At 37.7% G+C, this 12,911-nt stretch carries 14 protein-coding genes and 1 tRNA gene; 2 read left to right on the top strand and 13 right to left on the bottom strand.

What is annotated here, in order from left to right:
* Positions 1–39: 39 nt before the first annotated feature.
* The 12 genes from EUBDOL_RS01280 to EUBDOL_RS01225 form a co-directional block, all read right to left on the bottom strand.
* The gene (locus EUBDOL_RS01280; protein ID WP_004797722.1) at positions 40–651 is read right to left on the bottom strand and encodes a Type 1 glutamine amidotransferase-like domain-containing protein; all 612 of its coding nucleotides are present in this window, start codon (positions 649–651) and stop codon (positions 40–42) included.
* On the bottom strand, positions 648–1,811 hold the full coding sequence (locus EUBDOL_RS01275; protein WP_040462850.1) for an aminotransferase class I/II-fold pyridoxal phosphate-dependent enzyme: 1,164 nt from the start codon (positions 1,809–1,811) through the stop codon (positions 648–650). Before EUBDOL_RS01275 ends, EUBDOL_RS01280 begins: the two co-directional genes overlap by 4 nt.
* A gap of 19 nt (positions 1,812–1,830) precedes the next feature.
* The gene (locus EUBDOL_RS01270; protein WP_004797719.1) at positions 1,831–3,825 is read right to left on the bottom strand and encodes an alpha/beta hydrolase family protein; all 1,995 of its coding nucleotides are present in this window, start codon (positions 3,823–3,825) and stop codon (positions 1,831–1,833) included.
* 86 nt (positions 3,826–3,911) lie between these two features.
* Entirely contained in the window at positions 3,912–4,208 is a 297-nt protein-coding gene (locus EUBDOL_RS01265; RefSeq protein WP_004797716.1) for a hypothetical protein, read from the bottom strand.
* 53 nt (positions 4,209–4,261) lie between these two features.
* Positions 4,262–4,693, bottom strand: coding sequence for a PaaI family thioesterase (locus EUBDOL_RS01260; protein WP_040462847.1), 432 nt, complete (start codon positions 4,691–4,693; stop codon positions 4,262–4,264).
* Between the two features lie 51 nt (positions 4,694–4,744).
* Entirely contained in the window at positions 4,745–6,115 is a 1,371-nt protein-coding gene (locus EUBDOL_RS01255; RefSeq protein WP_004797713.1) for an MATE family efflux transporter, read from the bottom strand.
* A complete protein-coding gene (locus EUBDOL_RS01250) occupies positions 6,105–6,548 on the bottom strand; it encodes a MarR family winged helix-turn-helix transcriptional regulator (protein WP_004797711.1) in 444 nt (147 codons plus the stop codon). The genes EUBDOL_RS01255 and EUBDOL_RS01250 overlap by 11 nt, the downstream gene beginning before the upstream one ends.
* Before the next feature lie 236 nt (positions 6,549–6,784).
* On the bottom strand, positions 6,785–7,087 hold the full coding sequence (locus EUBDOL_RS01245; RefSeq protein WP_022420140.1) for a TIGR04076 family protein: 303 nt from the start codon (positions 7,085–7,087) through the stop codon (positions 6,785–6,787).
* 66 nt (positions 7,088–7,153) lie between these two features.
* Entirely contained in the window at positions 7,154–7,675 is a 522-nt protein-coding gene (locus EUBDOL_RS01240; protein WP_004797705.1) for a hypothetical protein, read from the bottom strand.
* Positions 7,676–7,829: 154 nt separating this feature from the next.
* Positions 7,830–9,002, bottom strand: a complete 1,173-nt coding sequence (locus EUBDOL_RS01235) for a phosphoglycerate dehydrogenase (protein WP_004797702.1) — start codon at positions 9,000–9,002, stop codon at positions 7,830–7,832.
* A 4-nt stretch (positions 9,003–9,006) separates the two neighbouring features.
* Positions 9,007–10,095 (bottom strand): 3-phosphoserine/phosphohydroxythreonine transaminase, encoded by a 1,089-nt coding sequence (serC, locus tag EUBDOL_RS01230; protein WP_040462871.1) that lies wholly within the window; start codon positions 10,093–10,095, stop codon positions 9,007–9,009.
* 170 nt (positions 10,096–10,265) lie between these two features.
* Positions 10,266–10,946 carry a helix-turn-helix domain-containing protein gene (locus EUBDOL_RS01225; protein WP_040462845.1) on the bottom strand — a complete coding sequence of 227 codons (681 nt, stop codon included), beginning with the start codon at positions 10,944–10,946 and terminating at the stop codon, positions 10,266–10,268.
* A gap of 259 nt (positions 10,947–11,205) precedes the next feature.
* On the opposite strand from EUBDOL_RS01225, the gene EUBDOL_RS01220 reads away from it, so the two are divergent.
* Together EUBDOL_RS01220 and EUBDOL_RS01215 are read left to right on the top strand one after the other, a co-directional pair.
* A tRNA-Ala gene (locus EUBDOL_RS01220) sits at positions 11,206–11,281 on the top strand.
* A 236-nt stretch (positions 11,282–11,517) separates the two neighbouring features.
* A complete protein-coding gene (locus EUBDOL_RS01215) occupies positions 11,518–12,021 on the top strand; it encodes a hypothetical protein (protein ID WP_004797697.1) in 504 nt (167 codons plus the stop codon).
* A gap of 218 nt (positions 12,022–12,239) precedes the next feature.
* On the opposite strand, the gene EUBDOL_RS01210 is transcribed toward EUBDOL_RS01215, so the two are convergent.
* Positions 12,240–12,881: a hypothetical protein gene (locus EUBDOL_RS01210; protein ID WP_004797695.1), complete on the bottom strand. Its 642-nt coding sequence runs from the start codon at positions 12,879–12,881 to the stop codon at positions 12,240–12,242.
* Positions 12,882–12,911 lie beyond the last annotated feature (30 nt).

The raw sequence follows: 12,911 nt of genomic DNA, 5'->3' as shown, positions 1-12,911 counted from the left end.
TTTCAACTTTTTTTAACCTTTGAGATAAAAGCAACCTCTTTATCGTAAATGCGTTAGCATGATTTCATTTTCAAAATATAAAGCCTCACCCTTAAAGCAGGTATATTCTCGAAGCTTGCTTATGGGTGGTATCTGATGTTTGCTTTTGCTTTGTACATCATTGGCATGAGGATAAAAGATTCCCGAAATCACATGCATGCCTTCTACATAAGCATAGACACTGCCATCATCGTATAAATCACTAAATCCATAATCAAACCAAACATTTGCACCAGCGCTGTTTCCAACACAAACAATGCCATTTTGATAAGCTAGCTTAAGTATGGGAAGCAACTCCTTTTCCTTTAAAATCTGCATCAATACGGTTGTATTTCCGCCACCAAGATATAAAATATCGCAGGATAATACACAGTCTTGAATTTGCGCTTTTTCTAGTTTGGTATGCCACAAACGCAATTGCTTTACCTCACAGCCAAGAGAACGATAATACTGTTTAAAGCGCTTGCCATAGCCTTGATCGTCTTTAGCAGCTGCCGGAAGAAACAAAACCTTTGGGTTTTGCTTCCCCGTTTTTTGAATGATAAATTGATCAATTTTCAAAGTTTCTTGTTTTTGAAAACTTCCTGATCCAATCGCAACAAATCTTCTCATACAAACATATCACTCTTTTTTAAGGACGCAATTGCTGCTTCGATTACTTCATCACTTTGCACAAGCGCAATACGGACATAGCCCTCGCCATATCTGCCAAATGCATTTCCCGGAGTTACCAAAATACCTGTTTTCTTCAATAAAGCAATCGCAAAGCCCTCGCTATCATAACCTTTGGGAATCTTTGCCCAAATAAACATCGTTCCTTTCGGTGCTTGGATCGTCCAACCTGCTTCTTTAAATCCCTCGATCATACGATTTCTTCTTCTTTGATAGGTATTGCGTGTTTCCTCAAGTATGCTTTGATCTTGCGTTAAAGCAGCCACTGCGGCTTTTTGAATCGGTAAAAACATTCCGTAATCAATATTGCTTTTTAACTTACGCAAACAGCGAACAGCTTCTTTATTTCCTACACATAGACCAATACGTGCTCCAGCCATGCCATAATTCTTAGAGAAGGAATTAAACTCAATTCCGACCTCTTTAGCACCGGGATAAGCCAAAAAGCTTTTTGCTTTTCCACCATCGAACACCAATTCGCTGTATGCCATATCATGAAGGACTAAAATATCATAATGTTTCGCAAATGCTACCAATTCTTCAAAAAAAGTATCAGTGGCAATTGCTCCGGTTGGATTGTTGGGATAAGATACAATCATCATCTTAGCTCTACGAGCGATATCTTCGGGAATGTCTTGTAGCTGAATTTGATAATCATACTCCTCCAGCATCGGCATTTCATAAACCTCTGCACCCGCAATTCGTGGTCCATTCGCAAAAATCGGATAACTTGGAGCCGGTATCAAAACAACATCTCCCTCATCACATACCGCAAGAGCGATATGTGCAAGCCCCTCTTGTGATCCTTGCAGCGCTAAAATTTCTCTTTGTTCATCAAGCTCAACGTGATAGCGCTTTTGATACCAGTCCTTCACAGTAGCCTTTAACTCCTTACTGTCATGCAAAGCATACATATAGCTTTTAGGATCCATTGCTGCTTGAATCAATGCCTCCTGCACTTCCTTTGAGGGCGCAATATTGGGACTGCCGATGGTAAAATCATAAACAGTATGTCCTTCCTGAATGTATTTTTCTTTTTCCTCATCTAGCTTGAGAAAAACACCTTCCTTTAATCGCTCCATTCGTTTCGAAAATCGCATAGCACACCTCCTTTTATCTTTATTTTAAATGTTTTTCAAACCAATTGGTAATTTCCTCTAAGCGTCTTACACGATGTCTTGGCTTCCCGCTTCTTGACAATTCATGATTTTCACCATGGAACATACACATTCTAGTTTCAATACCCAAATCACATAAAGCGCTATACATCTGATAGCCCTCTGATAAAGGACAACGGTAATCCTCATCGCTGTGAATAAACAATGTCGGTGTTTTTACATTTTGTGCATATTTTAAAGGAGAATGCCACCAAAGCTTTTCATGATCTTCCCAAATATTTCCACCTTGTTGATCTAGTGCAAAGAAATTTCCGATATCAGAGGTATAAGCAAAGCTTATCCAATTAGAAATGGAACGCTGACTTGCTGCTGCCGCAAAACGATTGGTATGCCCGATGATCCAATTCGTCATAAAGCCACCATAGCTTCCTCCCGTAACCCCAACTCGTTGTTGGTCGATAGCAGGATACTTTTCAAGCACACAATCCGTAAACTTCATCAAATCCTCATAATCAAAGGTTCCATAAGCTCCTCGCAAATCCGCGAAACGATTGCCATAGCCATCGCCTCCTCTTGGATTCATAAAGAATACGAAATATCCCATATTTGCCCAAAGCTGCATCTCATGATAAAACACCTTTCCATAAACGGTTTTCGGCCCTCCATGGATATCCAAAATAGCCGGATAAGTTTTCTTAGGATCGTAATCCTTTGGCTCTAATACCCAACCACATAAAGATATCCCATCATTTTCAAAAGCCAGTTCAACGTATGGGCGCACATCTTTATCGACAAAGATTTCCTCATTCCATGTACTTAACTGCCGTACATCGTTTCCAAGCAAATCGCAGCAATAGCATTCCTGTAATTTGCCTTCCTGCATACCAACAAAGAAAAGCTTATCCTTCGTTACATCAAAATCATCAACGCTTCCACTTCCTTCATAAACCGTTGAAATTATCCCTTGTGCATCAAGTCTACGCAATACAGAGCGATGCGTCAAGGTAGAAATGAAATATACAGCATCTTTCCATACCTTGATTGACTTACCTCCGCCATAACGACAATCACTTCCCACACTTGATCCGATTGCATCTTCATAATCTGCGAATAACTTCATTTCCCCACTTGCTTTATCAAGCAGATAGAACTTTGCATTTTCGTTCATTCCATATTCACGCTGTGTACTAGCAACCACAAGCAATTCCCCTTGCCACTCAGCTAAAAAACGAATGGCATACTCTTTTGCGGGCAATAATACGTGAGTAACTTGCCGTTTGAAATCATAGACACAAACAGTGTCCTTATTTTTCGGTTTTTGCACATAAGCTTCGCCGAAATAGTATAGCTTTTCTTTCTTCTCATCAATTGCATAACCGCCTACTTGGAAATTTTCTTCACTTATGCGAGTAATTGCTTCATTCTTACAATCATACATAAATAAGCTATTGCGTGTTTTGTTAATAAAGCCGGCACCGTTACCGTAAAACGGAAGCTCATCGAAAACTTCATAATCGGCATTTTCTTTCTTAGCTTTTAAAAGCCTTTGCTTTTCTACATCATTGCTTTGATACATAGATGAGTAATGTAAATCATAATTTGCTGTAAATACGAAACGTGTATCATCTAACTTTTGAATGGAAGTAACTGTCAAAGGCAGTGTGAATGCTTTTTGGGCTTCTCCGCCTTGTGTTGAGATACGATAAAAACAAGTACGTTCTTCTCCGTTTTGCGCAGCTTCTATATCAGCCTTATCGCGCAAACTAGCAAATAAGATATGCGTATTATCTTCCCATACATACATGCGCTCCTTACCATAGCCGGTAAGAGGCAAGACCTTCTTCTCACTTAATAATGCCAACGTGCTTGTGTATGTGTTATCATTCTCATTTGCCTGCGCAACCACACATGCTAATGTTGTTCCATCAGGTGAAGCCTGCACATTGGATAAATAGTGATACGTTAAAAAATCCTTTAATTGAATTGCTTTTTTCATTATGATTCCTCTTTTCTTTATGTATGAATATTGTAGTACAAATAGAAATAAAAGTAAAAGAAAACCATATCGTTTCGATACGGCTTTCAGGCTTCTTTAACATACGTCTTATACACATAATCACAAAGCTTAATAAGATTGGCATCATTGTCCATTGTGATAACCTTTTTCAATGTCATCAAATTAAGATTTGCTGCTAAAAATTCATTGTTGCGAATACGGAAATTAAAAGTTCCGATATACTTTCCATACGTTACATCAAATACATACGTCTTTTCATCAGTTAGCTCCATCGTATTTTTAAGCGTACAGGAAAATTCCTCTTTATCCTTTAAAATAATTTTTACAGCATTCGCACCACTGATCGGTAAAGTTTTTGCCATCGTTATACACCACCTTATTGTTAATAGTATAGCATGTTTCCGCTCTTTTCGCACTATTTCTTAAGCTTGTTTTTATAACGATCGCCATCTAAGAAAAACATAGTAAAGGTTGCTCTTGATAGGAGTACCTCCTCATCGTTAAAAATAAATACCTCATACACCCCGGTTGTACGCCCTGCCGATATTTCCTGGGCAATTCCAATTAGCTTTCCGCCCTTCCCAGGCTTTATATAATTGATCGTTCCGGCCAATGTTACACTATCTCTTCCCGTCGCAAAGCTTGCGGCACCGGCGGCAGTATCCGCTAAAGAATAAAGCGCACCGCCATGCACAAAGCCATGAACATTTAAGATTTGTTCATCAATTACCATTTCTACCTTCGCATAGCCTTTTTTTACCTCTACAACCTGCATATCGTTACTTTGCAGATACATCGAGCTGGAATTTAAACGCTTCTTTAATTCGCTCATTGATTCATTTTGCATCGTTATCACCATATTTATTATACGAAAAAGCAAAGGGAAAAACAAATCCTCTTATGCTTCCATTTGCTGTTGCAGCTTCTTAAACTCCTTATAAAATAAAGTTACCGTCGTCGCAACTGCAATGACATCGGCAATCGGCTCTGCCAAGAATACCGCAAACACATCATCTTCCAAGATCATCGGTAAAATGTAAATCAAAGGAATTAAAACGATGATTTTTCGGAAAACAGCCAAAAAGGCACTGATTTTAGAATTTCCGAAAGCAATGAAGGTCTGTTGACAAGAAATTTGCAATCCCATCATAAAGATGGTAGCCATATAGATACGAAGTGCCCAAATCGTTATTTCAGACAATGCCGGATCTCCGGTAAAGATGGAAACAAACATTCCCGGGAACAGCATGATCAATGCCCATAAGATAAAGGCATAGGCAAAGCAGCTTATCGTTTGAAGCTTAAAGGCTTTCTTCACTCTCTCGGCATTCTTAGCACCGTAATTGTAGCTAATAATCGGTTGTCCACCCTGAGTAAGTCCTTGCAGCGGCAGCATAGCAAACTGCATTACACTGGATAAAATCGTCATCGCTCCAACAGCCAGTTTTCCTCCATAAGCAAGCAATGAGGAATTGAAGCATAGCACAAGCACGCTTTCCGTTGCCTGCATGACAAATGGTGCAACTCCTAAAGCAATACAAGGAGCTAAGATCTTCCAAGATGGTTTAAAGTTTTCTTTACGCAAACGCAAAACCGTATGCTTGGAGAATAAAAACCAAATGGCCCATGCAGCACTTAAGGCTTGCGAAAATACCGTTGCCAAAGCCGCACCCTTTACACCCATATCAAACAAAAAGATAAAAATAGGATCAAGCGCAATATTGGTAACTGCACCGATAATAACTGTCAGCATACTGATTTTAGAAAAGCCCTGCGCTGATATAAATGCATTTAAACCTAATGTCAGCTGCACAAAAATCGTTCCTACGGCATAAATCGTAATATAATCCATCGCATATCCGATCGTATCCTCACTTGCCGCAAACAAATATAACAATGGCTCTTTAAACAAAAGCACAATAATCGTGAGTGCAATGGCACATACGATCAAAGCGGTAAAACAATTTCCTAAAATTTTCTCTGCGGTATCATTGTCCTTTTTCCCCATATAAATACTGGCACGTGGAGATCCACCGACCCCCACCAAAAAAGCAAACGCCGAAATAATCATAATAATCGGGAAACAAACACCGACTCCCGTTAAGGCATCGGCACCGATTTCAGGAATATGGCCGATATACATACGATCTACCATATTATATAGTGCATTGACAACCTGTGAGGTGATTGTCGGTACTGCCAAAATAAACAACAGCTTACCAACCGACTCTTTTCCTAAATCGACTTCTTTTGACATCTTAATTTTCATGGTTCTCCTCCTTATCTTTGAAGCATTGTAAAATCTTTTTCATCGTGATTTCCAAATGAGCGATATCCGCCTCCGATACGTCCTTTAAAACCTCATCGTTGATTTTTTGAACCTCGTGATTGATATGCTCAATCACAGGAGCAGCCTTCTTTGTTAAATGAATGCGTTGTATCCGTTTATCTCTTTCGTCGCTTCTACATACGATCAATCCTTTTTTTAACAAGGCATCAATGCTGCGACTCACAAGTCCCTTGGAAACACCCAACATTACCCGTAAATCACTGCTGGTATTGATATGCTTATTGTTAGAAAGTAAAATAAGAATATTGATTTCATTGGGTGAAAAGAAATCGTCCATACGTTCATTCAGCTTTACGGCATATATCCTACGTATCTCATTGAAATAGCGTAGCATCGTTTCAACATTCAGCATAGCTCCTCCTATATCGTTTACTTGTAAACCATTTATAGTATAGTCCTTTTTCTAAGAATGTCAATATAAAGCTTACCTCACCTAATAAAAAGGACTGCTTTCGTTTCCAACAGTCCTCTATGTATAATGCCAACTATTTGTATGTACCGTTTCAAGCAATATAGCAATTCCTCGTTTTTTCAAACATGCTTTCTGCTAAAATACTGCATGCTATTTATCTATATCTTAGTATGTATTTAATCCAATGCCTCTAAATAAAAACTGACCGGACGAAAGCCATCATTGCAGGAAATCATTGCCGAATAAGGGTTTTTCATCCACCCATCATAAAAATTTCCCTCTCCGTTCGCCAATTTAACAACAAAGCTCTCCATGCTTTCCCATGCGCTATCGCATAACCCCAGAGGTTTTTGAGCTTTTTGTGAAAGAAATACTCTACCTTCTTCCATATCACAGGCATGCTCTATCGGATTTTCATACAATGCCATTAGATCCTGGTGGCACACCTTCCTTATAACCGTAATACGCACGTCCTTCATGCTATATTCCTCCTTGTTTTCAATGCTTTTCATAAATCATAGCTACCTCTATACCTAAAGCAATCATCACGCTTGTATTTTCGCCGGATCAATCCATTGTTCGTCCTTTGTATAAAACTCTAACGGCTGAATTTCTTGAAGGTTTTTCTGAATTTCAAAATCACGAAGAATATAGTCTTCACTATTCTGTAAATCCGAAGCCGTAAAAGTTAAAAAATCACTTTCAGAAATACGCAGCGGAAGCTTGCAACGCTCTGCCACCACTTTTGTATTATCAATAAAAATCACAATTCGTGTGCTCTTGTCTTGTTTTATTATATATTGCCCATACGGCTTATCAGTTTCAAGTGCAGTATTAAAAATAAAGTCATCTCCATCTTTTTGAAATACAAGCAAAAGATAATTCTCATCTCTTTTTAACAAACGAATTTGTCCGCTATCATCTTCATTGATTGCGACTTGTTCATATTGCGCATAATCCGTTTTAATCATTTCATCTGGATTTACAGTTGCTTTTTGCGAACACCCTACAATTATAAGCAACGACAAAATGCATAACCACTTATAACGATATATCCCGCTTTTCATTTTCCTTACCTCCTTGCAATACTTTCTTCCTAATATTTGCTTCTTTCTTCTTTTATATAATGCCTAGATAAAATAGTCAATAGAAGTGGAAAGATTGGCAAGTATTCAGAAAAATCTGTGCTTTTTTCAACAAAAAGATGCCTTTCGACATCTTTCACACATGATCCTGAACAATAATACGAACCCGTACAATCCCTTTCCGCTGCCTCATACGTTCTAATAATTCCAAGCTGATTTCATCGTTGGTTTCCAAAATGGTATAAGCATAATCTCCACGCCCTTTGCTAACCATATTTTCGATATTGATTCCCTCAGCGGAAAGCTTTGCCGCAACAGAACTAATCATATCCGGAATATTTTTATTGATGATACAAATTCGATACTTAGCCTCTTGTGGCATTTGAACCTCCGGCATGTTTACCGAGTTTTTGATATTGCCATATTGTAAATATTCTATGATTTCATCAGCAGCCATCAATGCACAGTTATCCTCACTTTCCGGTGTAGAAGCGCCAAGGTGCGGCAAGGCAATTACACGTTCAACAGTAAGCAGACGCTTACTTGGAAAATCCGTAACATAAGCAGCTAGCTTCTCTGCCTGTAAGGCTTCTATCAAAGCATTCTCATCAACAAGCTCCCCACGTGCAAAATTGAATAAACGAACATTCTCCTTCATACAGTCGAATGCTTGAGCATCTATCATTCCTTTTGTATGCTCATTGCATGGTACATGCAGCGTAATGTAATCACATTCTTCAAAAATCTGTCGAACGTTTTTCACATGATGAATTCTTGCTTTTAAAGTCCAAGCGGCTTGTACGGATATATACGGATCATAGCCGTAAACTTCCATATCCAAGGCCGCAGCTGCATTGGCAACCTTTACTCCGATTGCTCCTAAACCGATAACTCCAAGCTTTTTACCGGCAATTTCCGGTCCTACAAAATTCGCTTTTCCTTTTTCTACCAACTGAGCGACATCATCTTCTTCACATAAGCTTTTCACCCAATTTATTCCTTGCACAAGCTTTCGAGCGGATAGCAGCAAACCGGCAATTACCAATTCCTTTACGGCATTGGCATTCGCACCGGGTGTATTAAACACAACGATTCCTTCCTCACTGCAACGATCTAACGGAATATTATTTACACCGGCACCTGCTCTAGCAATACACTTCAATTCCTTACTGAAAGACATATCGTGCAGCTTAGCACTGCGTACCAAAATAGCATCATATTCTTCAAATTCTTCTCCATATAAATAGCCTTCCGCATCAAAACGCTTTAAACCATGCAAAGAAATCTTATTTAATAGCTTAACACGCATACTTTCACCCCTTATATCGTTTTTCGAAATCCTTCATAAAAGCAACTAGCTCCTCTACACCTTCCTGTGGCATCGCATTATAAATCGAAGCTCGCATACCCCCAACCGCACGATGCCCCTTTAAATTGCACATACCTAATTCACTGCTTTCTTTTACAAACAAAGCATCTAGCTCGGCATTTGGTGAGCGAAAGGTTACATTCATATTGGAGCGGTCTTTTTTACAAACACTGGTACTGTAAAAATCACTTTGATCTAAACAATCATAAAGCAATTTGGCTTTGGCTTCATTTCGTTTTTGAATCTCCGCAATACCTCCTAGATTTTCCAACCATTCCAAAACTAAATCTAAAATATAAATCGCATACGTAGGCGGTGTATTATACATCGAATCCTTTTCGACTTGCAAAGCATAATCCAGTAAAACAGGTGCTTCCTTACGCACATGCCCTAGCAAATCCTCTCGTACAATGACTACCGTTAAGCCGGCACACCCCATATTTTTCTGTGCTCCGGCAAAAATCAAACCGTAATCAGTAACATCAATCTCCCTCGATAAAATATCGCTCGACATATCTGCCACAATCGCAATCCCGTTTGTATTTGGAACATAGTTATATTCCGTTCCGTAAATCGTATTATTCGTACATAGATAAACATAATCCGCATCATCACTTAACAGTAGCTCCTCCTGCTTCGGAATATAAGAAAAATCATTTCCCTCACTGCTTGCGGCTATATGAATTTCTCCGTATTTCTTTGCTTCTTGATATGCTTTTTTCGCAAAATATCCACTGATAATATAATCGGCTTTTCCTTTTTGCAATAAATTCAGTGGTATAGCAGAAAACTGCATAGTAGCTCCGCCCTGCAAAAACAAAATCTTATAGTTTTCCGGTATCCTCATCAAACGACGCAGGCGATCCTGTGTTTCTTTTAGAATCGCATCATAGATAGCTGAGCGATGGCTCATTTCCATGACCGACATGCCACTTCCCTCATAATTCAGCATTTGTTTCTGTGCCTTCTTCAAAACCGCCTCAGGCAGTTGAGATGGTCCGGCAGAGAAATTATAGATCCTTTTCTCATTCATACGTTTCAACACCTTCCCTTCTTCTAACATTTCTATGTTATGATTTCTCATTATATCACAAATGAAAGATATTGAAATATATTGTGAAAATTTATTTCAAATAAAATGAAAATGTTTTTCATCAGTACACAAATCCCCTTATTTGTCCCTTTATGAAAAACATTCGTTTCTTATTTTTCGTCCTTCTTTTGTCGCTGATCTTTTTTACCCTTGAAATAAACAGCAAGAAAAAGTATCACAATTATAAGTACAAGCAAGCACGCACACCCCCATATCGGAGAAAGCACCCATAGCCATGACCAATCAATATTTCCGGTAAGCTTTAATGCCACCAGCAATAAGGTTAAACCACTGCAAAATCCGATTCCCTCATATTGTATTTTCTTATCATGACTTTTACCCCAGAAATAAAATTTGATGGACATGCTTGATAATAAGAGAAACAAGCCTATACTAATACTAATAAGCATTTCAGCCTGTGTGATGGAAACAAGGCTTGGCAAAAAGATAAGTGTTATCCCTAGTATCGTAAAAAGATACGAGCATATTTTCGCAATCAAATGCACTGTATGATATTTATGGGAATCTTCAACCAATCCGACAATCACCTGATCTGCCTTTTCCACAACCTTATCCTCCGCAATGCGCTCTCCGTCAAATAACTCAATAAGATTGATTTCTAAAATATCACATAATGGTTTATATAAAGAAGGATCGGGTAGACTCTTTCCATTTTCCCACTTGCTGATTGATTTATTCGTAACTCCAAGCAATTCCCCAAGTTGTTCTTGAGTTAACCCTTTTTCTTTCCTACATGTCGCAATAAATATACCGATTTTTCTTTGATCCATCATTTTCACCTCAACTCTATTATAAGGAAAAGCCAAAAAAATACTATCTACCGGAGGTAGAATATATCTAAAATATATTTACGCTTATACCCCTGCCCCTTTCGGTATCAAAAAAAACAACTATGAAAATTACGATGGCTTATCGTTGCCTTATTAAAAGCTTTCTTAATCAGAAAGTGCACGATTCATGTAATTTCTATAAATTTTACATTGACAAGTATAGAGAGTATATGGTATATTATTTGAGCATTCAAATTATGGGGTGTTAGCTCAGCTGGGAGAGCACCTGCCTTGCACGCAGGGGGTCATCGGTTCGATCCCGATACGCTCCACCATATAAAAAATAAACGCCAATCAATCGGCGTTTTTTTGTTTATATCTGTGCTATAATCAAATTACCAAAGACTTTCATGTAGAATACGACAACAGAAGTAAAAGATATTTTATAAGCACAACAAATGGAAGAATCAAAAGAAAAGACATTGTAAAGTGAGATTGACAAAGGAAACATTTCTTGTAAAGAATATATAAATGATAGTTTTAAATTTAAGAAGAAAAAGGAGCAAATTGTATGATTTATGAACCCGAACATCTAAAAGATCGAAAAGCAATGTATGAAAAAAGAGAGAAATGGCTTGTTAGATTCGTATTTTCAGCTTGGGCGCTACTGCTATTCATATATGTAAACATAGCAATCTCTCATGTGAAATCAACCCTAGGCTTCTTAGGTATTATTATCGGTGGTATGGTTATTATCACTGTTATCTATTTCTTTACTATGTTTTTGATTTTGATGCGAAGAGGCAACCAGTTTAAAAAAACGAATAATTCCATTGTAAAAGAATTTCATGAAAGCAAAAATGGTGAGCTCTTTTTAGAAAGACTGCTTGCAATAGAGGCAGCTCCTAAAGATATGAATGACGAAATGATATGGTATCTTAACATCGCAACTGCATTTAATGCGCTAGGTAAAAAAAATGAATGTATTACGTTATTTAAACAATTGGAGGAAATCGCCACAGGGAAAGATAAGGAGTACATTCAAAATAGTATTCACCTGATACAAAAACAGTAACGATTACTTTATTATGATTATAGTCCCTATTTTTTGACCTTATACCTTTTAATATTGCTTATGCTTCTTTTAGTAATTTTAAATTTAATTATGCAAATCTATTGAAGTATCAGAAAAGATAATATCTTAAACTTACCAAAAATATACATTTTACTAAGTGTGTTTTTATTAACAAATATCCCACTATCATTCTTCTTTTTGACATCAAAAAAACTATCCTAGTCCTTTAGGATAGTTCTGATTTTTAATTCATACGGTGTATTCTTCAAAAGAGGAAGAGCATCACGCAGGTAATCACGCATCTTCTTTTTCTGATTGTCATTTCCATACTGCAAACCTAATAGATACATAAACATACCGCGATTCATTTCAGGAAGATCCTCCTGCTTCAAAGCTTCCTCCATAGAAGCAATATATTCAGTTGATTTTTCTAAATACACATCGTACATGATTTTGCTTTCATTGTAATAATCATCACCGAATTTACGCACACGCTCCAACAGCTGTTTTGCACGACGCTTATTCTCATCTTCCATATAGTAATAAAAAGCCTTCATTACAATATCAATTTCCTGTTTCTGATTCATACGCATATTCAGCATCAAATCAAACTGTTCTTCTACTTTTCCTTTTCTTCCCTGCATGATCAAACCATTCATACGCATATATTCACGATTAAACGGCGGAATTAAAAGCTTTGTCGCAAAGCTATCGACCGTTTTATAATAATCATCGAAATCCTGCTTCTGCAAATCCTTGATCAATCGCTTCATAATGGTATTCTTCATAATTTTCATACCGAAAAACCAAAAGATTGTTGCGACCACCATCACAATAATAACAACTACTGTAGTATTCATAAGGCACCTCTTATTCTAAACATTATATCC

Origin of the sequence: Amedibacillus dolichus DSM 3991 (assembly GCF_000154285.1) — a bacterium.
In the GTDB taxonomy this organism is placed as follows: Bacteria; Bacillota_I; Bacilli_A; order Erysipelotrichales; family Erysipelotrichaceae; genus Amedibacillus; species Amedibacillus dolichus.
The sequence above is the reverse complement of the archived record's forward strand: the minus strand, read 5'-3'. Positions and strand labels throughout refer to the sequence as shown.